General features: G+C 62.4%; 20 protein-coding genes. 4 read left to right on the forward strand and 16 right to left on the reverse strand.

Going from position 1 to position 20,724, the window contains the following annotated elements; all coding sequences use genetic code 11:
- Window positions 1-220: 220 nt before the first annotated feature.
- The 5 genes from P3T24_RS36215 to P3T24_RS36235 all read right to left on the reverse strand — a co-directional run bounded on the left by P3T24_RS36215 (window position 221) and on the right by P3T24_RS36235 (window position 5,694).
- Window positions 221-1,027: an HpcH/HpaI aldolase/citrate lyase family protein gene (locus tag P3T24_RS36215; RefSeq protein WP_074266360.1), complete on the reverse strand. Its 807-nt coding sequence runs from the start codon at window positions 1,025-1,027 to the stop codon at window positions 221-223.
- On the reverse strand, window positions 1,024-2,400 hold the full coding sequence (locus P3T24_RS36220) for an MmgE/PrpD family protein (protein WP_429441579.1): 1,377 nt from the start codon (window positions 2,398-2,400) through the stop codon (window positions 1,024-1,026). Before P3T24_RS36220 ends, P3T24_RS36215 begins: the two co-directional genes overlap by 4 nt.
- Window positions 2,401-2,410: 10 nt before the next feature.
- Window positions 2,411-3,589 (reverse strand): CaiB/BaiF CoA transferase family protein, encoded by a 1,179-nt coding sequence (locus P3T24_RS36225; RefSeq protein ID WP_429441581.1) that lies wholly within the window; start codon window positions 3,587-3,589, stop codon window positions 2,411-2,413.
- Window positions 3,590-3,620: 31 nt separating this feature from the next.
- Window positions 3,621-4,784, reverse strand: coding sequence for an acyl-CoA dehydrogenase family protein (locus tag P3T24_RS36230; protein WP_074266363.1), 1,164 nt, complete (start codon window positions 4,782-4,784; stop codon window positions 3,621-3,623).
- A 67-nt stretch (window positions 4,785-4,851) separates the two neighbouring features.
- Window positions 4,852-5,694 carry an FAS1-like dehydratase domain-containing protein gene (locus P3T24_RS36235; protein ID WP_429441583.1) on the reverse strand — a complete coding sequence of 281 codons (843 nt, stop codon included), beginning with the start codon at window positions 5,692-5,694 and terminating at the stop codon, window positions 4,852-4,854.
- 230 nt (window positions 5,695-5,924) lie between these two features.
- Here P3T24_RS36235 and P3T24_RS36240 point away from each other — a divergent pair, with 230 nt between their 5' ends.
- Window positions 5,925-6,710 (forward strand): 2OG-Fe(II) oxygenase, encoded by a 786-nt coding sequence (locus P3T24_RS36240; RefSeq protein ID WP_429441585.1) that lies wholly within the window; start codon window positions 5,925-5,927, stop codon window positions 6,708-6,710.
- Here the strand turns inward: P3T24_RS36240 and P3T24_RS36245 are convergent.
- Entirely contained in the window at window positions 6,695-7,621 is a 927-nt protein-coding gene (locus P3T24_RS36245; RefSeq protein WP_429441587.1) for a LysR family transcriptional regulator, read from the reverse strand. The genes P3T24_RS36240 and P3T24_RS36245 overlap by 16 nt on opposite strands.
- Window positions 7,622-7,762: 141 nt before the next feature.
- Between P3T24_RS36245 and P3T24_RS36250 the strand changes: the two genes are divergently transcribed.
- Complete coding sequence (locus tag P3T24_RS36250; RefSeq protein ID WP_429441589.1) at window positions 7,763-8,857, forward strand: tartrate dehydrogenase; 1,095 nt, start codon at window positions 7,763-7,765, stop codon at window positions 8,855-8,857.
- 91 nt (window positions 8,858-8,948) lie between these two features.
- On the opposite strand, the gene P3T24_RS36255 is transcribed toward P3T24_RS36250, so the two are convergent.
- The 10 genes from P3T24_RS36255 to P3T24_RS36300 form a co-directional block, all read right to left on the reverse strand.
- Window positions 8,949-9,350, reverse strand: a complete 402-nt coding sequence (locus P3T24_RS36255; protein ID WP_429441616.1) for a helix-turn-helix domain-containing protein — start codon at window positions 9,348-9,350, stop codon at window positions 8,949-8,951.
- Between the two features lie 32 nt (window positions 9,351-9,382).
- A complete protein-coding gene (locus tag P3T24_RS36260) occupies window positions 9,383-10,537 on the reverse strand; it encodes an NAD(P)/FAD-dependent oxidoreductase (RefSeq protein ID WP_429441591.1) in 1,155 nt (384 codons plus the stop codon).
- A complete protein-coding gene (locus P3T24_RS36265; RefSeq protein WP_429441618.1) occupies window positions 10,534-11,910 on the reverse strand; it encodes an FAD-dependent oxidoreductase in 1,377 nt (458 codons plus the stop codon). Before P3T24_RS36265 ends, P3T24_RS36260 begins: the two co-directional genes overlap by 4 nt.
- On the reverse strand, window positions 11,910-12,215 hold the full coding sequence (locus P3T24_RS36270; protein WP_074266368.1) for a (2Fe-2S)-binding protein: 306 nt from the start codon (window positions 12,213-12,215) through the stop codon (window positions 11,910-11,912). Before P3T24_RS36270 ends, P3T24_RS36265 begins: the two co-directional genes overlap by 1 nt.
- Complete coding sequence (locus tag P3T24_RS36275; RefSeq protein ID WP_074266369.1) at window positions 12,212-13,006, reverse strand: amino acid ABC transporter ATP-binding protein; 795 nt, start codon at window positions 13,004-13,006, stop codon at window positions 12,212-12,214. The genes P3T24_RS36270 and P3T24_RS36275 overlap by 4 nt, the downstream gene beginning before the upstream one ends.
- Window positions 13,007-13,093: 87 nt before the next feature.
- Entirely contained in the window at window positions 13,094-13,750 is a 657-nt protein-coding gene (locus P3T24_RS36280; protein ID WP_074266370.1) for an amino acid ABC transporter permease, read from the reverse strand.
- A 35-nt stretch (window positions 13,751-13,785) separates the two neighbouring features.
- Window positions 13,786-14,592, reverse strand: a complete 807-nt coding sequence (locus P3T24_RS36285; RefSeq protein WP_429441593.1) for an ABC transporter substrate-binding protein — start codon at window positions 14,590-14,592, stop codon at window positions 13,786-13,788.
- Between the two features lie 82 nt (window positions 14,593-14,674).
- Window positions 14,675-15,952 carry an NAD(P)/FAD-dependent oxidoreductase gene (locus P3T24_RS36290; protein WP_429408494.1) on the reverse strand — a complete coding sequence of 426 codons (1,278 nt, stop codon included), beginning with the start codon at window positions 15,950-15,952 and terminating at the stop codon, window positions 14,675-14,677.
- A gap of 51 nt (window positions 15,953-16,003) precedes the next feature.
- Window positions 16,004-16,672, reverse strand: a complete 669-nt coding sequence (locus P3T24_RS36295) for a haloacid dehalogenase type II (RefSeq protein ID WP_074266373.1) — start codon at window positions 16,670-16,672, stop codon at window positions 16,004-16,006.
- A 434-nt stretch (window positions 16,673-17,106) separates the two neighbouring features.
- Window positions 17,107-18,588: an aldehyde dehydrogenase family protein gene (locus tag P3T24_RS36300; protein ID WP_429441595.1), complete on the reverse strand. Its 1,482-nt coding sequence runs from the start codon at window positions 18,586-18,588 to the stop codon at window positions 17,107-17,109.
- Between the two features lie 224 nt (window positions 18,589-18,812).
- On the opposite strand from P3T24_RS36300, the gene P3T24_RS36305 reads away from it, so the two are divergent.
- Window positions 18,813-19,676, forward strand: a complete 864-nt coding sequence (locus P3T24_RS36305) for a GNAT family N-acetyltransferase (RefSeq protein ID WP_429441597.1) — start codon at window positions 18,813-18,815, stop codon at window positions 19,674-19,676.
- Between the two features lie 64 nt (window positions 19,677-19,740).
- The gene (locus P3T24_RS36310) at window positions 19,741-20,676 is read left to right on the forward strand and encodes a 2-hydroxyacid dehydrogenase (RefSeq protein ID WP_429441598.1); all 936 of its coding nucleotides are present in this window, start codon (window positions 19,741-19,743) and stop codon (window positions 20,674-20,676) included.
- Window positions 20,677-20,724: the final 48 nt, after the last annotated feature.

Here is a 20,724-nt window from a genome sequence, read left to right on the forward strand (position 1 = left end):
GTCCCATGCTCTTGCGGCGGGGTCCGCACGCTCTACGAAGCTTGCGCGGCCGTCTTGGGTGGCATGACAGCTCTAATGCAAGCCCCTGGGTGTTACGGCTTCGATCAGCCTCTTCCAGAGCAGACTAAGATTGCAATAGCCGGCCCAAAGTGGGAATTCGCATTGTTGGAAGCCGGTATTTCGCTGAGGTTAATGAGGTGCAACAATCGGTGCTTTCGCCTCAACCCTGACCGAGAATCCGCCGCGCCTTCAGGATTACAGGCAGGTCGACCATCTTGCCGTCGACGGCCACCGCTGCCCCCTCGCTCGCCTCCACGGCCTGCAACACCCGCGTGGCCCACGCCTGATCTGCGTCGCTCCACGCGTAAGCACGGTGCACCGCATCGATCTGCTTCGGATGGATGCACAGCTTGCCGCCAAAGCCAAAGCGGCGTCCACGCCGGGCATCGGCTTCGATGACGGCAGCATCGTCGATTGTGGTCGATACGCCGTCTACCGGCGCGCCAATCCCCGCCAGCCGCGAGGCCAGCACGATCTGCGAGCGGAACAGATGCAATTCCTCCCCCTCGCCGTCGATACCCAGATCGATCTGGAAATCGAGCGTCCCGAACACGATGCGGCTCACGCGCGGCGCGGCGCACAAGACCGTCAGATTGGCAAAACCGCGGGCCGTTTCGACGATCGGCAGCACGCTCAGCGCCGCATGCGCATGAGCCAGTACCGCGCTCACCTGCTCCTGCGTCTCCGCCTTCGGCAACACCACCCCGGCGATACCCGGATGCCCGGCGAGCGCAGCGACGTCGTCGGCGAACCAGCGCGTGTCGGAGCCGTTGATTCGCACCCATGCCGGCCGCGCGGCATTTGCGGCCGCGAGAACGGCCGCGCGCGCGGCAGATTTCTCATCCGGCTGCACGGCATCTTCAAGGTCGAGGATCACGGCATCCGCGCCCGCCGCATGCGCCTTCTCAAACCGCTCGGGACGGTTGCCCGGTACGAACAGGTATGAACGCGGCAGCGCGGTGCTCATGCAGGCACCTCTTCCGCAAACACCGCTCCTACGCGGGCCTGCGATGCAATTTGCCAGGCGTGCTCGAGCAACTGCGACGCCTCTTCCTCCGAGGCTGCGCCGGAAAACGCCGCCAGCCGCTGCAGCTTGGTCGCCAGCTCGGAACGCGTCAGCGTATTGCCAGGGTCGCCCTTGGGCTCGTCCACACGACCGTGCAGCGTGCGGCCATCGCGCGTCTCGACGGTGACCTTGCCGATCCAGCGCGCTGGATAAGCAGCGTCTACTTCAGCGTCGAAGGCCATCGCGACCTTGTCGCGGAAGGCAGCGATCGCGTCGTCGTCAAAGCCCTGTTCAAACTCGGTCACGCCCGCATAACCGTGATAAGCGACGAGGCCCAGCACCGTTCCCATGTTGAACTTCGCCTGGTGTACGGTGCGCGGATTGACGACGGGGCCCAGCACATCAATTGCGCCTTGATGCACGTGAGCGGTGACCTTCGCGATCTCCTGCGGTACCAAGGCGTGTTGCTGAACCACCGAAAGCAGTGCGTCCGCCGCAGGATGCGTGTGCCTGCAAGCGGCGTGATACTTGAACGACGTTTCGGCGGTGGCCCAGCGGCTGCCCAGTCGGTCGACCAGACGCGCAGGATCCGCGTCGCTCGACATACCCGCTGCCATCCCTTGCGCTCCTTCGAGGATGTGCGTCGCGCCCTTGAAGCCGTCGGCGGCGAGTTGGGCGGCCATCAGGCCGTTGGCCGCAGCCATCGCGGTATGCAGTTGTTTCGAATCCGCCGCATCGCGCAGGAATTCCCACAGGCCGCTCGCCTGGGTGCCTGCCGAGCCGAAGGCGTCCAGCATTTGCGCGGGCGTAAGACCGAGCAGCCGGCCCGCGGTAGCGGCGGCTGCGACCGTACCAGCCGTGCCGGTAGTATGAAAAACCTTGTAGTGCGAGCGGCCGAGAAACTCGCCTATGCGAATCCCAACCTCATAACCCACCACCGCTGCCGCGATGAATTCGCGCCCCGATGCGTGGTTCGCTTGCGCCAGCGCGAGCGCCACCGGGAACACGACGGTGGCCGGATGAAAAACCGAACCGTTGTGCACATCGTCCTGCTCGGCGAAATGCGAGGCTGCACCGTTCACCATTGCCGCGAAATACGGTGTCGCGCGACTGCGATCGATCAAGACTTCACATGGCCCCTCTGCAAGACCGCCGCCCGCCTGGCGGGCAAAACGTGCAATGGTCTCGACCGGCCGCGCGCCTTTACCGGCAAGCGCCGAGCCTAACCAGTCCACGTACAGATTGACGGTGCGTTCGACCACTGCGTGGGGAATGGAATCGAAGTCCAGTTGTGCGGCAAATGTCGCCAGCGTACGGCTCGGGTGATCGGTCATGATGGAAGCCTCAAATGGTGCCGGCCACGCGCAGCGCGTCGATCTGCGCGCTGTCGTAACCGAGTTCGCGCAAGATCGCGTCAGTGTGTTCGCCCAATGCCGGGACGGGGTCCATGCGCGGGTCAAAGCTGGTGGGCAAGCCAGGCGGCAACAAGGCTGGGATCATGCCGGCCGGCGTGCCGACCTCTTGCCAACGCTCGCGCGCAGCCAATTGCGGATGCACCCATACGTCGTTGAGCGTATTCATCTGCGCGTTGGCAATGCCGGCCGCTTCCAGGCGCTCGATCACTTGTGCCGCCGTCAACGGCGCAAATGCCTCCACGATCACCGAGCGCAGTGCCTCACGTGCAGACGTGCGTTTCGAATTCGATGCAAAGCGCGGATCGGTGGCAAGCTCGGGTTGCATAAGCACCTGCTCGCAAAACAGCTTCCATTCGCGCTCGTTCTGCAGGCCAAGCATCACAATCTTGCCGTCGCCCGCGGGGAACGGTCCATAGGGATAGATGGTCGCGTGCGCAGCGCCAGACAGCGGCGGGGGTGTTTGACCATCAATAGCGTAGTAGAGCGGATAACCCATCCACTCGACCATGCTCTCCAGCATCGACACATCGATGCGGCAACCGCGCCCCGTGCGTGCGCGCAGCAACAACGCGCTGAGGATGTTCGAATACGCATACATGCCTGCAGCGATATCGGCGATCGAGCAACCGGCCTTGGCGGGCTCACCGGGTGAACCGGTAATGGACAGAAAGCCCGATTCGCTCTGGATCAGCAGGTCATAGGCCTTCTTGTCGCGATACGGACCGTCCGCGCCATAGCCGGAAATATCGCAAACGATCAGCTTCGGATATTTCCCGCTCAAGGTCTCGTAGCCGAGCCCAAGCCGGTCCGCTGCGCCCGGAGCGAGGTTTTGCACGAGCACATCCGCATCGGCGACAAGTGCGTCGAGAATCTTCGCGGCTTCCGGTTGCTTAAGGTCGAGTGCGAGGCTCTCCTTCGACCGGTTGGTCCAGACGAAGTGCGAAGACAGACCGTGCACCCGTTCATCGTAGCCGCGCGCGAAATCGCCTACGCGCGGCCGCTCCACCTTGATCACGCGCGCGCCGAGATCGGCAAGCTGGCGTGTGCAAAACGGCGCCGCGATGGCGTGCTCGAGTGTGACGACCTTGATACCGTCGAGGGGTCTCATCTACACCTCACCTTCACAATCAGACAGAACATCAGAACGAACGCGGCAAGCCGAGAATATGCTCGGCCACGTACGAGAGAATCAGGTTCGTCGAAATCGGCGCAACCTGATACAGGCGCGTTTCGCGAAACTTGCGCTCTACATCGTATTCGCATGCAAAACCAAAACCGCCGTGAAATTGCAGACACGCGTTCGCTGCTTCCCACGAGGCGTCCGCAGCCAGCAGTTTGGCCATGTTCGCCTGGGCACCGCACGGTTCATGCGCGTCGAAGCGGCGTGCGGCTTCGAAACGCATCAGGCTTGCAGCCTCGACATTGACGTACGAGCGCGCGATAGGAAACTGCACCCCCTGGTTCTGCCCAATCGGGCGACCGAAGACGACGCGCTCTTTCACATAAGCCGAGACCTTGTCGACGAACCAGTAACCGTCGCCGATACACTCCGCTGCGATCAGCGTGCGTTCCGCATTCAGCCCATCGAGAATGTATTTAAAGCCCTGACCTTCTTCGCCGATCAGGTTTTCCGCGGGAATTTCGAGGTTGTCGAAGAACAGTTCGTTGGTCTCGTGATTGACCATGTTCAGGATCGGCTGCACGGTCAAACCGTGGCCGATCGCCTCGCGCAGATCGACGATAAAGATCGACATGCCCTCGGATTTCTTCTTTACGTCAGCAAGCGGCGTGGTGCGGGCAAGCAGGATCATGAGATCCGAATGCTGCACACGCGAAATCCACACCTTCTGTCCGTTGATCACGTAGCGGTCGCCGCGACGCTCGGCGGTGGTCTTGATCCTGGTGGTGTCCGTGCCGGTGGTGGGTTCGGTCACCCCCATCGATTGCAGACGCAAATCTCCGCTGGCGATCTTCGGCAGATACCTGAGTTTCTGCTCCGCTGAGCCGTGCCGCAGCAGCGTGCCCATGTTGTACATCTGCCCGTGACACGCGCCCGAGTTGCCGCCGGCCCGGTTGATTTCCTCCATGATGACCGACGCTTCCGTCAGACCGAGTCCCGAGCCGCCGTACTCCTGCGGAATCAGCGCGGCGAGCCAGCCCGCTTTGGTCAGAGCATCGACGAAGGCTTCGGGATAGCCGCGCGCCTCGTCGATCTTGCGAAAGTATTCGCCGGAAAACTGCTGGCACAGATCGCGCACAGCTTCGCGAATGTCCTGGAAAGAATCGGATTGCGTCGTTTGCATGGAAATGGCAGTTGGTGTTCGAGGGCAAGCGTTGAAGTTCGGCGGTGCTGCACAGCGGCGGCCCGAGTCAGGCTATTGCCGCCGTGGCGCGCATCGTCAGATAACCCTCGTGATCTTTGGCCCACAGATCGATGGTCTTGCCGTCGTCAGAGGGCTTGCCGCAAACAGTGAACGGGTGGTTCGCGAAGGTCGGACGTAGCGCCTTGAAAGCAAAACTTTGCAGCGTGGCGTCGGGTAACTCGCGGCGCACGAGGTCAACTAGCAGCGTCGCAATCAACGGGCCGTGCACGACCAGGTCCGGATAACCCTCAACCCCGGTCACGTAGGGATAGTCGTAGTGAATGCGGTGGCTGTTGAAGGTCAGTGCCGAATAGCGGAACAGCAATACCGGGTCAGTTTGAATCGTGCGCCGCCACGTTTCGCCCTCCGGCGCAGGCGCCGCTTTTGGCGGAGGCGCATCGGGGTGCGGCGCGTCCCGATAGACGATGTCGTGCTCTTCTTCGATCTTCAGCTCGCCGCCAACCTCAACCGTATGCTGCACCGTGACGAACACGAGACGGCCCGAGCGCCCCGTCTTGTCCTCGATGTTGGCGATGGTCGAGGTGCGCACGGCACGCTCGCCCACTTTCAGCGGCTCGTGGAACGTGAGACGCCCACCGGCCCACATCCGCCGCGGCAACGGCACGGGCGGGAGAAAGCCGCCGCGCTTCGGATGACCGTCCGGCCCCGCCTCTGCCAGCGGCGACACCGGCAAGAAATACAGCCAGTGCCACATTGGCGGGACCACATCGCCCGCTTCGGTCCGGTCCAGCGTTGCCGCCAACGCCGCCAGGGGAAAGGCGGTGATGGTGTCCTTGACGACCTCCTGCTTTTCGAGCCAGGCGTCGAGACTCTGGGGAGAAGCGGACATGGGCGGCACTCCGGATAAGCTAAACAGACTATTACTATGAACCTTATGGCACGTTTCGCGAAGTTCGCATTTCTGAAGCGAGTCTTTGGATTTGGTTAAGACCTGGCCTTTCAAATCCATGACTGCTGCCCGCCAGAGGAGTTCCACCGAATTGGAAAGCAAGACCCGGGGTGTCCGGCGACGCGCATTTTCATACACTGGGTCTATTGAAGCAGAATCTGGAGCCTCGCATGAACACCGTTCTGAAGCACGTTCCCCAAAACGCGAACGTCACCGATACGACCATTGCTTTACTTGATGCATCGGACGCAGAGACGGCGCGCCGCATCGAGGCAGTTGACTGGTGGAACGTCGAGCAGAGTCTCGACCAGCACGGCAGCGCGATGATTCAAGGCCTCCTGTCGCCGCAGGCATGCGATGCACTAAGCGCGCTTTATTCATGCGATGAGCTATATCGCAGCCGGGTTGTGATGGAGCGCCACGGTTTCGGTCGCGGCGAATACAAGTACTATGGCTATCCACTGCCCGATCTGATTGGTACGCTGCGCCGCTCGGTATATCCGCATCTGGTGCCGGTAGCGAACCGATGGAACACGCTCATGCATATCGACGCATGCTACCCCGCGCAGCACGCCGAATTCATCCGCCGTTGCCACGATGCCGGTCAGACACGGCCGACGCCGCTGATCCTTCAGTACGCGAAGGACGACTACAACTGCCTGCATCAGGATCTGTACGGCGAGCACGTGTTTCCGCTGCAGTTGGCTATCCTGCTCTCCGAGCCGGGAGAAGATTTCACCGGCGGCGAGTTTGTGCTGACCGAGCAGCGGCCGCGTATGCAATCGCGCGTTGCGGTGATGCCATTACGTAAAGGCGATGCTGTTGTGTTCGCCGTGCATCATCGCCCCGTGCAGGGAACACGCGGCAGTTACCGGGTCAATATGCGGCATGGCGTGAGCCGGCTGCTTTCAGGGCATCGCCACACGCTCGGAGTGATTTTTCATGACGCACTGTGAAGCGCCGCGCCGCCCTTCCACCCCTTGAACTCTTTCACCAGAAAGTCCACGCACGCCCGCACTTTTGCAGAACTCGCACGGCGTTCGGGATACACCGCCCATACGTTCGCGGCCTGGGACACCTGCGGCAAGACCTGCACAAGCGTACCGTTCGCCAGCAACGGCGCGACGTCCCAGATCGAACGCAGTACGATGCCGTACCCGGCCACGGCCCATTGCACCGCGATCTCCCCGTGATTTGTCGAGAGCGGCCCAGTCACCTTCAACTGCGTCTCCTTGCCCTTGACGCTGAGCCGCCACACGCCGAACGGGTGATCGCGCTCCTTGATGACCAGACAGCGGTGCGCAACGAGGTCGGCCAGTTCGCGCGGCTTGCCATGACGTTCCAGATACTCCGGCGACGCACACAACACCCTATGGTTCGCCGCCAGCTTGCGCGCAATCAGATGCGGCGCGATCTCGTCGCCGATGCGCACGTCGAGATCGAAACCCTCCGCAGCAACATCGACGATCCGGTCGAGCAGGTCAAGCCGCACATTCAGTTGCGGATATGCCGCCGACAAGCGCGCCACCGCGGGCGCAACCACATGCCGCCCAAAGCCGAAGCTGCTGGAAATGCGCAGCGTGCCGCTCGGGATGCGCTGCGTCGTGGAGACATCTTCGACCAGGTGCTCCACGTCATCGAGAATCTTCTCGGCCCAGGCGAAGACCTGCGCGCCCGCCTCGGTGATCGTCACACGCCGCGTGGAGCGGTGTAGCAAGCGCGTGCCGAGATCGGCTTCGAGCATGGCGACACGCTTGCTGACGAACGCGGGCGACACGCCCAGCAATTCCGCGGTGGCGCTGAAACTGGCATGCCGCGCAACAGCACAGAACACGCGAAGGTCGGCGAGATTGGGCGTTTTATTCACGATTCGTGGAAAGTGGATTAACCTGCAAAGGGCTGTTTCGCCTCGTCCGGATCAATAGAATGGATTCACTCGCGTGGCCTGCCGTCGCGCCGCGCATTGTCCTCCATCTACGGCCCAACGCTATTCATCCGGACGTTCGACATGACCCGCAAACAACATCGTATCGCCGTGATCCCCGGCGACGGCATCGGCCGTGAAGTAATGCCGGAAGCGCTCCGCGTCCTCGACTCAGTCAGCCGCCGCTTCGGCGTCGAACTCTCGTACAAGCACATCGAGTGGGCCAGTTGCGACTACTACGCGCAAACCGGCCAGATGATGCCGGACGACTGGAAAACCCAGCTTGCCGACTGCGATGCCATCCTGTTCGGCGCGGTCGGCTGGCCCGACACCGTGCCCGATCATATCTCGCTGTGGGGCTCGCTTCTCAAGTTCCGCCGCGAGTTCGACCAATACGTCAATCTGCGCCCGGCACGCACGTTTGAAGGCGTGCGCTCGCCGCTCGCCGAACACAACGCGAAAGACATCGACTTCTTCGTCGTGCGCGAGAACACCGAGGGCGAGTATTCGTCAGTGGGCGGCAAGATGTTCGAAGGCACCGAGCGTGAAGTGGTGATGCAGCAGTCCATCTTCACGCGTCACGGCACCAACCGCGTATTGAAGTTCGCCTTCGATCTCGCGCAACGCCGCGCCCGGCGTCATGTGACGGTAGCAACCAAGAGCAACGGCATTTCCATCAGCATGCCTTGGTGGGACGAGCGCGCCGCCGAAATCGCGGCCACGTACCCCGACATCACGTGGGACAAGCAGCATATCGACATCCTGTGCGCACGTTTCGTGTTGCAGCCGCAGCGCTTCGATGTAGTGGTTGCGTCCAACCTGTTCGGCGACATTCTCTCGGATCTCGGTCCGGCCTGCACGGGCACGATCGGCATTGCCTCCTCCGCGAACCTGAATCCCGAGCGGCGCTTTCCTTCGCTATTCGAACCGGTTCACGGCTCGGCGCCGGATATTGCAGGCCAGCATATCGCCAATCCGGTTGCGATGATCTGGTCCGCGGCGATGATGCTCGACTTCCTCGGCGAAGGTGCGGGCGCTGAGCACGATGCGCATGAAGCGATTGTGGCGGCGATCTCGGACGTGCTGAAGCAAGGACCGCGCACGCGCGATATGGGCGGGGAAGCGTCGACGGATGAGATTGGTGCGGCGATTGCGGAACGGATTGGTAACTACGTTTGATTGAGCCTGCAGCGAGGCCACCGCGTGCGGCCTCGCGTTAGCTACTCGCCAGCTATAGCTAGCCACCCGCCAGCTGTGCACCAACAGCACCCTAACTACGCGACGCCAGGTACGCGCTAGGCGTCGTGCCCACCGCACGCTTGAAATGCCGGCCGAGGTGGCTCTGATCGAAGAAGCCCACTTCCGTCGCCACGATCGACGGCGGCAACCCTCCACGCAAAAGACGCTGCGCGTGCCGGATTCTGACCTGGCAAACATAGCGATGCGGCGAGATCCCCATCTCCGCGCGAAATAGCGCTGCAAAGCGCGATACGCTCAACTCCGCCTGGGCAGCGAGTGTGGCGAGCGTCACAGGTTGGGAGAACGATGTTTCGATGAACTCGATCGCCCGTTCTATGGGCCTCGTCGCACGACGCGGTTGTGCGAGCGTCGTAGCCAGATCAAGACGAAGCGATGCGGCCGGTGCCTTCTCGGTCACATCGTCCGCAAACATGCTTGCGTGATCGGTCAGCATGATCTCGATTCCTAAGCAGCTTGCTGTGCCCGTGTGGCCACGGTGGCAAAACGGCGAATATCGAACGGTTCCAGCGGCGTGCTGGTTGCGCCGGTGTCGATCAGTTCGGCCATCGTGTCGCCCACGCCCGGTCCGAGCTGAAAGCCATGTCCGCAAAAACCGAACGCGTAGTAAAGGCCGCTGACATTGCCGCTTGCGCCCATGACCGGACGATCATCGGGCATATAGCCTTCAATCCCGCTCCACACGCGGATAATATTGAGCTTCGCCAGCGCCGGCGCAAGGCGGTGCATCTGACGAAACTGCAGCATGGTGTTCTGCGGCAACACATAAGCGCGCCGCACGTCGGGATAAGCCGGCCCCCGAGCACAACCGCCAATCACGATGTTGCCGCGCTTGACCTGGCGGAAATACAGCACTTCCTCGATATTCGGCGACGACACGCCCACTACCGGACGGATTCCATAGGTGGTCGGTTCGGTCACGGCCATTTGCGGGCCATGCACGGCGATCGGCACCGGCTCGCCGAACTGTTCGCTCAACAAACTACCCCATGCTCCCGCAGTCACTAACAGCACCGGCGCATGGAACGTGCGGCCATCCGTACTGGTAGCGCGAAATTCCGCGCCTTCCTTTTCGACGGTCAAGATCTCCGTGTTCTCGATAATCTGCGCACCGAGACGAGCCGCGGCACGCCCGAATGCCGGCGCCGCGAGCCGCGGATTCGCATGACCGTCTTTCTCCGAATACGACGCACACAGCACTTCCGGGCCGAGGAACGGAAAGCGCGCCTTCATTTCAGCGCCGCGAAAGAGGTCAAGCTTTAAGCCGTACTGGCTAGCCTCTTTTGCATAGATTTCAAACTGGTCGGCCTGTTCGTCGCGATAGGCGATGCGAATGTGGCCCGACATCAGAAACTCTGCGTCGTGCTGGATCAGTTCCGGCAACTTGCCCCAGATCTCACGCGAGCGATTCGCGAGCGGCAATTGCGGCAGGAAACGCCCCTGGCGCCGCACATTGCCGAAGTTGACGCCGCTGGCCTGCTGTCCGACGAGGCCACGCTCGAGCAGAATCACCGAACGGCCGCGCTGGCGCAGGAAAAATGCGGTGGCCGCGCCCATGAAGCCGCCACCGACAATGATCACATCTGCTTGCGAGCGACTCATTCGACCTCCTCAACGGTAGCGATCGAAAGCGGCTTGACGGGCGCTTGCCCGCGCAAGCGGCCGACCAGTTCGACCGGCACAGCGGCCGCATCCGCGATGATTTCCGCTGCTGCATGGCCGCAATAGCGACCCTGGCAGCGTCCCATGCCGACCCGGCTGAAGGCTTTAGCGCGATTCGCTTCGCACGCGCCCTCTTCCCGGATCACACGGCGTAGTTCGCCAACGGTGATGCCTTCGCAGCGGCACACCACTGTGTCGTCAGAGAGGCGCGCGGCTTGCGCAGCGGGCCACGGAAAAGCTTCCACCAAGCCCTGGCGGAAACGATCCATCTTCTGTTGCTGGCGTTTCAGTTCGTCCAGCGTAGTGGCGTCAATATCGTGGCCTAGATCCTGCAATGCCGCATAGGCGGCAAGACGGCCTGCCAGTTCCGCACCGTCTGCGCCGAGCACACGCACACCGTCGCCTGCGAGATACACGCCCGCTTCCGAGCTGCGGCCCAGTTCGTCGATCTGCGGCAGCCACTGGCGCGACTTGTCGTCGAAGCGGAACGCGCAGCGCGCGAGATCTGCGAGTTGCGATTCAGGGCGCAGGTGATAGCCGAGCGCTACCGCATCGCAAGCGATCTGCTCTACCTGTCCTCTTGCATTTCGATAGCTCACGCCTTGCACGCCGGCGGCGTCAGAGCCCACGATTTCCAGTGGCTCGATGCCGTTCTCTACAACAACGCCCGCCTTCTTGAGTGACGAGACGAGCGCGGCGCCCTTCTTCAATACATCGGGCCGTGCCAGCAGTTTCGGCAGCGCGCGCAGACGTTGCCCGAGCTTCGACGTATCGAGCACTGCCGCCACTTGAGCGCCGGCTTGCACATACTGACTCGCGACCAGATACAGCAACGGCCCCGAGCCCATGAACACCACTTTGCGGCCAATCGAAACAGCTTGGGACTTCAACGCAATCTGCGACGCACCGAGGCTGTAAGTGCCCGCGAATTGCCAGCCCTTTACCGGCATCAGACGATCGGTCGCGCCTGGGCACAGGATCAACGCGTCATAAGGCAGTGAGCTTGCGTGCCCGTCACGAACGACATGCAGCTTGCGCTCCGCGACATTCCACGCGAGCGTTTCCGGCCGATAATCGAGTTGCGGACGCAAACGTTGGAACGTGTTGTGCAAATCCTCCGCGCGGGGAGCTTCAGTCCCATACAACTTCGCGTAAGGGCGAGAAAAATTCTCCGGCTGACGTCGATAAATCTGCCCGCCGTCGCGGCGGCCTTCATCAATGACGATCGGGCGGATGCCGGCAGCCAGCAGCGTCTGCGCACAACGCACACCCGCCGGCCCCGCACCGACGATAATCACGCGAGGTTGGCCCATCACAGGTTCGCCCATTGCTCCTCCGCTTGAGTCGTCAGGATATGCAGCCCTTCGCTGACCACGGTCGTGCAGGCACGCAGCCGCTCGCCGTCTGAGGTCCAGACCCAGCAGTCCTGGCAGGCGCCCATCAGGCAGAAGCCCGCGCGCACCTCATTGCCGAATTCCGATTGACGCACATGATCCACAGAGCAGAGCATCGCCACCAGCAGCGTGTCGCCTGCGAGCGCTTCTACCTCTTTACCGTCCACGCGAATCTTCACGCTCTTGCGTCCGGTTTCGCCAAGCCGGATGAATCGTCCGTTCATGCTGTCGCTCCATGCGCGTGGCCATCGTTATTGGCGCCAGCGCTATCGTCTGTCGTCTCCATCCGGTTCGTGAGCACGTGACGCAGGAATTCGCGCGTGCGCGGCTCGCGCGGCGAGCACAGCACCTGCTGCGCGCTGCCTTCTTCGATGATCAGACCACCGTGCAGAAAGCACACCCGGTCGGCCACTTCGCGGGCAAAGCCCATTTCATGCGTGACCACCAGCATCGTCATGCCCTCGCGCGCGAGCGTACGCATCACCGCGAGCACTTCGCCTACCAGTTCTGGATCGAGCGCGGAAGTCGGCTCGTCGAACAGAATCGCCTTCGGCTTCATGGCAAGCGAGCGCGCAATCGCCACACGTTGCTGCTGGCCACCCGAGAGCTGGTGCGGATACGCATGCAGCTTCTCGCCGAGCCCCACTTTGCCGAGCAATTCGATCGCCTCGCGATGCGCCTGCTGCTTCGGCTCGCCCTTCACATGAACAGGGCCTTCCATCACATTTTCGAGCGCAGTGCGATGCGGAAACAGATTGAAGCGCTGAAACACCATGCCCACTTGCGTACGCAAGCGGTTGATGTGACGCGAGCGTTGCTCGACGCGCTGATCCATCAGCTTGATATCACCGGTATCGTACGACTCGAGCGCGTTAATACAGCGCAGCAGAGTCGATTTCCCGGAGCCCGATGCGCCGATCAGGCACACTACTTCGCCCTGCTTGATATTCAACGAAATGCCCTTCAGCACCGGAACGGCGCCGAAGCTCTTGTGCACATCAACGATCTCGATCATGGCATCCTCGCTTGAGGCCCGGCTTGCGACCTCGCTAGAGGCCTCGTTTAGCGTTCGTACAGCCTTCATGTCGCCTTCGTGTCGCGGTTACTTCGCCTTGTGCTTGCCGAAACGCTTTTCCAGATGACGCGTCAGGCTCATCAGCGGCAGACTCATCGCCAGGTACCCCAGCGCCACCAGCGTATAGACAGTCACGTTCTGAAACGTGGACGCCGCGATCAACTGACCTTCACGCGTCATCTCGGCAACGGTGATCGTCGAAGCCAGCGACGAGTCCTTCAGCATCATGACCAGCGTATTCGCATACGGCGGCAACGCAACGCGCACGGCTTGCGGCAGGATCACGCGATACATCGTCTTCACGCGACCCATGCCGATCGACTGGGCCGCTTCGAACTGGCCAGGGTCGACGGCTTCGATGCCCGAGCGGATGATTTCCGCCACATAGGTCGAGTAGCCGAAGCCCAGACCAATGATGCTCGCTTCGAGCGCCGTCATCTGAATGCCGACGTCCGGCAGCACGAAGTAGATGTAAAACAGCAGCACGATCATCGGCAAACCGCGCACCACGTTGATCATCGCACTGACCACCGTGACGACACCGGGATGGCGCGACATTTTCAACAACGCCCAGACGAGTCCGAGCACGGTGCTCAATACCAGACACCCCAGCGTGATGAGGATGCTCATCAGGGCGCCCGTGAACAGAATCGGGACAAAATCGGTTATATCGCGCCAATGCATACGGTGTGCTCTTCAGAATCGGGGTGGGTTCGCGTTCAGCTTGCGAGATTCCACTTCTTCAGGATCGCATTGAGCGAGCCGTCGGCCTTCATCTTCGTCAGAGCATCGTTGATCTTGGCGAGCAGTGCACCATTGCCCTTCTTCACGGCGATGGCGATGTCGAATTTCTCCATCGGCACGTAGTCGTTCACCACGCGAGCGCCGCGCAGGCCGCCCGACGCTTCCTGCGCCTTGAGAATCGGATAGTCGCTAAAGCCGGCGATAATGCGGCCCAGCACCACGTCGCGCGTCATGTCGGCGGGGCTGTCGTACATCTTCACTTCCTTGAAAATGCCGAGCTTGACCAGTTGATCGCCGTAATCGGTGCCGGTGGGCGCGCCCACTACGGTGCCCTTCAGGTCCTGCACCGACTTGTAATCCGTCTTGTTCGAATCCTTGACGATGATGCCTTCGCCGAATGCGGTAACCGGTTGCGAGAAGTCGACCACTTCAGCGCGCTTCGGCGTCGGCGTCATGCCCGCCACGATGATGTCGATCTTGCCCGATACGGCCGACTGGATCAGCGCCGAAAACGGCACCGCATCGAACGAGACGTTGAAGCCTTCGCGCTTGCCGACCGCATCCACCACATCGGGCATCAGGCCTTCGATCTTCTGCGTCTTCACATCCATGAAGGTGGTCGGTGCGCTCGACGGCGGCGAACCCGCGGTCAGCGTCGGCGTATCGGCATGGCTCAGGCTTGCGCCGAACATCATGGAAAGGGCTACGCCAGCCTGAAGAGCGAAGCGTTGAACGGCTTGCAGGCGTGCTGCGGGGCGAAGCTCACGGGTAAAACGCAACATGGTCATCCTCGGAATGGTTGGTGAAAACCGTAGCAACGAGATGCGCTGCTACGGCAAACAACAGTACTGCCCCTGCATCGGTTCAATGCAGAATGTCCTGCAAACGGTAATACGCGCCCACCAGCGGCAGAAACCACGCATGGCCGAAATGGCCTGGAATGGCGGGCCACTCCAGCTTGCGCCATGGGTTGCTCGCGGCGGCGCCGAACATCACGTCGGCCATCAAGCGACCCATGTGCACCGACATCTGCACACCATGGCCGCTGTAGCCCATCGAGTAAAACAGTCCCTCATGCTGGCCCGCGCGCGGCAACCGGTCCGCCGTCATGTCGACGAGGCCGCCCCAGCAATAATCGAGGCCCACGTCGGCCAGTTTCGGAAAGTAGTTGGCGAGACCTGCACGCAGGATCTGGCCGCTCTTTTCGTCGGAACGCGGATTCGACATGGCAAAACGGGCACGACCGCCGAACAGCAAACGGTTGTCGGCCGTCGCGCGAAAGTAGTTGCCGATGTTGCGTGTGGTCACATAAGCGCGGCGCTTCGGCACGATCTCGTCGAGTTGTGCGGTCGTCAAAGGTTCGGTGACGACGATAAAGCTGCCTACCGGCGCAATGCGGCGCCGGAACCACTGCAATGGGCCGATCTGCGAAGCGCCTGTAGCAACCAGCACACGCCCGGCGCGGATCTTGCCGAACTCGGTGGCCACTTCGTAACGTTCGCCTTCGAGGCGCTTGAGGCCCGTCACCGGTGTGTATTCAAAAATGCGCGCGCCGTGTTTGACAGCGGCATTCGCAAGGCCCACGCCAAACTTGCCCATATGCATCTGCGCACCGTTGCGCTGCACGAGGCCGCCGTAAAAACCATCGGAGCCGACTTCCTCGCGAATCCGTTCCGGAGGAATCAGTTCGACATCCGAATCGACATTGCGCAACAGCGATTCGTAGCTTTTGGCAAGCTTGTCGAAGTGCTGAGGCTTGGCCGCGAGCTTGATCTTGCCGCCGCGGAAAAAATCGCAATCGATCTTCTCTTCGCTGACGATCGACGCCACCGTCCCCACCGCACTCTCATACGCACGATAGAAATCGCGCGCATTGTCCGCACCGATACGCTCGGCCAGCGCCGCATAATCGTGCGCGAGACCGGTGTTGCACTGGCCGCCATTGCGGCCCGACGCTTCACCGGCTATGCGTCCGGCTTCCAGCACCGTCACCGGAATACCGCGCTTCGCCAACTCGAGTGCCGCAGACAGGCCGGTAAAGCCGCCGCCGATCACCACCACATCGGAGCCGCCTTCGAGCGGGCCTTGCTGCCCGTGCAGAAACGGCGGCGCAGTGTCGAGCCAGTACGAATCAAGCTTCATCGGGTTCCTTCGCGCTTGAGCGCGTCAGTGCATCAGTGCGTCAAACCAGGCTTAAAGACCGACGACGCCGGCCAAGCCGCCGATGTCCTTGATCTCGGTGTAGTTGTAGAACGGCGTCGACGGTTCATGACCGCGCGCGACGAACACCTTGTTCTTGATGCCGAGATCGTTGGCCGACATCAGGTCGTAGCGCAGGCTCGACGACACATGCAGGATGTCTTCCGGGCCGCAGCCGAGGTTGTCCAGCATGTATTCGAACGCTTGCAGACGCGGCTTGTACGCTTGTGCCATTTGCGCTGTGAACACAGCATGAAACGGCGCGCCGAGCTTGTCGACATTGCTCTGGATCTGGTCGTTCGATGCGTTCGACAGGATCACCAGCGGGATTTCCTTCGCGACCTTGGCAAGACCTTCCGGCACATCCGCGTGCGGACCCCAGGTCGGGACGGCGTCGTAGAAACGTTGGGCTTCGGCGTCGTCGTAGGCGAGATTCCAGCGCTTGAGCGTGCGGCGCACGGCGTTCTTCACGACTTCCTGATACGGCTTCCAGGCGCCGAGCACTTCGTCAAGGCGAAACGCCGAGAAGTCGCGCACGAACTGATCCATATGGTCGGCGCTGACGCGGTCGGCAAAAATTTCGCGGGCCATGTCGCCCATGCGGAAACGGGTCAGCGTGCCGTAGCAGTCGAAGGTGATGTATTTGGGCCTGAAGCGGGTCATGTCTATGTCCTTTGGTGGGCAATAGTCAGCGGGAAAGCAGTCACTGCACGCGCGGCGACGGCTGCTTGAAGAGAATTACACCACCCCAAAAAATGCGGGTTGTCGTGTTATGGACGGCGCTGAACACACAATCCGCCGTTTTTCGCTGCGCTCGCAGCACAGTATGCGGCATCCGCTGAAGGGGCTCAGAACAGCATTTCGTCGACCCGGGTATGCCCTTACGCGGGCGCGCTCAGCCAGGCCAATCAAGGTTTCACGGGGTCCTTGACGGCGATCGCCAGGCGACGACATAAACGACAACGGCCGCGTCGGAGACCGACGCGGCCGTATTGGAAGCTATAGACGCCGCGTTTAGCAGCACATCGTGCTACGCGCAGCAGGGCTTATGTATGAGCTGAAATCGACGCGCGTGAAAGCCACGCCCGCACGCAGATTCAAGCCCCCTGATTCAGATCGATCAGCACGCTCTTGAAACGCAGATTCGCTTCAAACGCCTGGCGGCCGAGATCCTTGCCGAGTCCGGATTGCTTGTAGCCACCAGTGGGAATCACAAAATCGGAAGTACGCCCATAGCGGTTGATCCACACCGTGCCCGCTTCGATGCTACGCATGGCCCGTAGCGCGCGGCTCAGATCGGCCGTATGAACGCCCGACGCCAGACCATATTTCTCGTGGCTGGCGAGCGCGAGCGCCTCGTCTTCGTCATCGAAGGTCTGCACCGTGAGCACGGGCCCGAACACTTCTTCACGCACAGCCTCGGAGTCTGCAGTCACGTTGGTCAGGATGGTCGGCGCGTAGAAGGCCCCCTCACCAGCCACCGGCAGGCGCGTGCCGCCCGCGGCAATCTGTGCGCCCTGCCCGACGCTACGCGCGACGATGCCTTCGATACGCTGTGCCTGCTTGGCCGAGATGATCGGCGGCAGCGTCGTGCCCGCGGCCCACGTGTGCCCAGGCTTCAACGCAGCGAACGCGGAGGCAATACCGTCGATCAGACGCGGCGCGGCCGAACGTTCGACGATCAAGCGCGAACCCGCCACACACACCTGCCCAGCATTGCCGGCAATCGCGCCGGCGATACGGCGCGCCACCAGATCGAGATCGGGCGCATCCGCGAACACGACTTGCGGACTCTTGCCGCCAAGCTCCAGCGTCACAGGCTTGGTGCCGGTCTGCGCGCAGGCCGTCATGATGGCCGCACCAGTCTGGCTCGAGCCGGTGAAGGTCACCTTGGCGATCTTCGGATGACGCACCAGTGCGTCGCCCGTGACGCGCCCGTCGCCTTGCACGACATTGAAGATGCCCGGCGGGATGCCGGCTTCGATCGCGAGTTCGGCCAAACGCAGCACCGAAAACGGCGTCATCTCCGACGGCTTCAGCACCACCGCATTGCCCGCTGCAAGCGCCGGGGCGATTTTCCAGGACGCCATCACCAGCGGAAAATTCCACGGCGCGATCGCGCCGATCACACCGTACGGCTCGGCGATGATCATGCCAAGATGATCGGGTCGCGTCGCCGCGACCTCGCCGCCGATCTTGTCGGCGAATTCGGAGTAGAAGCGGATACCTTCGGCGGTGAACGGCACATCCCACGCGGCGGCATCGCGAATGGGCCGGGTCGAGCCGACCGACTCCAGACGCGCCAGCGTGTCCACATCCGCCTCGATCAATTCGGCCCAGCGGCGCAGCGTGCGCGCCCGTTCGCGCGGCGCGCAGCGTGCCCAGTCGCTGGTCCGGAAGGCGTGCCAGGCATCCTCGACAGCACGATCCACCAGATCGGCGTCGGCGATCGGCAGATCCGCGTAGACTGCGCCGTCCGAGGGGCGCGTGACATCGAGTGCAGCGGCACCGTCTACATAGCGGCCACCTATGAAGTGCGCGCCGCGCACGGCAATCAGAGCGGGATCGAAGCTGTCCATTGTGTCAATTCCAGGTCGCAGACGAGATTCGAATCATGGTACGGGCGATAGCGCAGCATTTGCTGCCATGATGACCGGCCACGACCGCGCGGAGCACGCGTTATGAGGGCTGTGCGCAGCGCAGCGTGCGGTATTCCCACGCTGCGGCCCGCGCAATAAGATCGTCCTAGCCGCAGTATTTTGCCGGTGCGACATTACGCAGGCATATTGAAGAGGAGTGGAAAGTGACTGAACCGCTTGCTGGAGCACCTGTCCGGTTTCGTCCGCTGACGGCCGGCGATCTGCCCGCCGCGCACGAACTGTCGGTGGCGGTCAAATGGCCGCATCGCCGCGAAGACTGGGAATTCGCGCTGAACCTGGGCACGGGCGTCGGCGCCGAGGACCACGGCACCCTGCTCGGCACCGCGTTGCACTGGAAATTCGGTGCGGATCACGCCTCGCTCGGCATGGTGATCGTCGCTCCCGAACAGCAAGGCCGCGGCATCGGCCGCGATCTGATGACCCGCACGATGGACGCGCTCGGCGAGCGCACCACCTTTCTGAACGCCACGCCGGCCGGCCAGCCGCTCTACGAAAAGTTCGGCTTCAAGGCTATCGGCAGCATCCATCAACACCAGGGCACGGGTGGCGCGCATCCGCCGGCCGTGCAACTGGCGCCCGGCGAACGGATCCGTCCACTCGGCGCGCGCGATCCGGGCCGGCTCTCGGCCCTGTTAAACCGCGCCGCGGGCTATGATCGCACGCAGGTGCTGGGCGCGTTACTGAACGTGGCGGAAGGTGTCGTGCTCGATCGCGACGGCGAACCGGTTGGCTTCGCGCTAATGCGCCGCTTCGGCCGCGGTCATGTGATCGGGCCGCTGGTGGCGCCGCATATCGAAGGCGCCCAGGCGTTGATCAGCCACCTGGTTGGATCGAACGAAGGCAAGTTCGTGCGTATCGACGTCGACGGTAACTCGGGTCTGTCCGACTGGCTCGACGGTCTCGGACTGCAACAGGTGGATGCAGTCGTCACCATGGTGCGGGGCGCCGCGCCCCAGCCTGAAAGCGACGTACGCGTTTACGCCATCACCAACCAGGCGCTCGGCTAGGCGCTATAGGCCTCCAAAGATCCTCACCGCCCTCCCCAAACGACGACGCCCAGGACCCCGCGAGATGACCTTCCTCTACAAGGCCGACACCGTGCGCGGCGCCCAATGGGCGCGCCTCTTTGCCGAAAAAGCCCCGGACATCCCCTTCCGCATCTGGCCGGACGGCAGTTCAGGCGACGACGCCCACGCCGTGCGCTACCTCGCCGTCTGGGAACCGCCGCGCGATCTCGCCACAGCCTTTCCCAATCTGGAACTGGTGTTTTCGGTGGGCGCCGGGATCGACCAGTTCGATCTGTCGGCCATTCCGGCGCATCTGCCGGTAGTGCGGATGATCGAACCGGGCATCGTGGCGGGGATGGTCGAATACACGACGCTCGCCACGCTGGCGCTGCACCGCGACTGGCTCACCTATGCGGCGCAGCAACGCGAAGGCCGCTGGCAGCCGGTGCGCACCCGCGTCGCAGGCGAGCGGCGCGTCGGCGTGCTGGGTCTCGGTGTACTGGGTGAGGCCGTGCTGACGCGCCTTGCCAGTTTTGGCTTTCCCTGCGCCGGCTGGAGCCGTTCGCCGCGCGAGCTCGACGGGATCGAATGTTTCGCGGGCGCCGACACGCTGCCGCAATTTCTCGCCCGCACCGATATTCTGATCTGCCTGCTGCCGCTGACGGCCGCAACGCGGCATATCCTGAACCACGATCTGTTTGCGCAATTGCCACGCGGGGCCGCGCTGATCAACACAGGCCGCGGCGGTCATCTGCAGCAGGATCATCTGCTAGAGGCGCTCGAAAGCGGGCAACTGAGCGCCGCCGTGCTGGACGTGGCGGACCCCGAGCCGCTAGCTGCGGATCATCCGCTATGGCATCACCCGCGCGTCATGCTGACGCCGCACATTGCCAGCGTGACGCAGCCGGACAGCGCGGTCGATGTCGTGCTCGACAACCTGCGCCGCCACCGCGAAGGCGAGCCGCTGATCGGTCAGGTGGACCGCGCCCGCGGATATTGAGCGCGCCAGCGCAGCACAAAATGCTGCGCCGCCTGCAAAAACACAATT

Origin of the sequence: Paraburkholderia sp. GAS33, from assembly GCF_050436645.1 — a bacterium.
Classification (GTDB): domain Bacteria; phylum Pseudomonadota; class Gammaproteobacteria; order Burkholderiales; family Burkholderiaceae; genus Paraburkholderia; species Paraburkholderia phenazinium_B.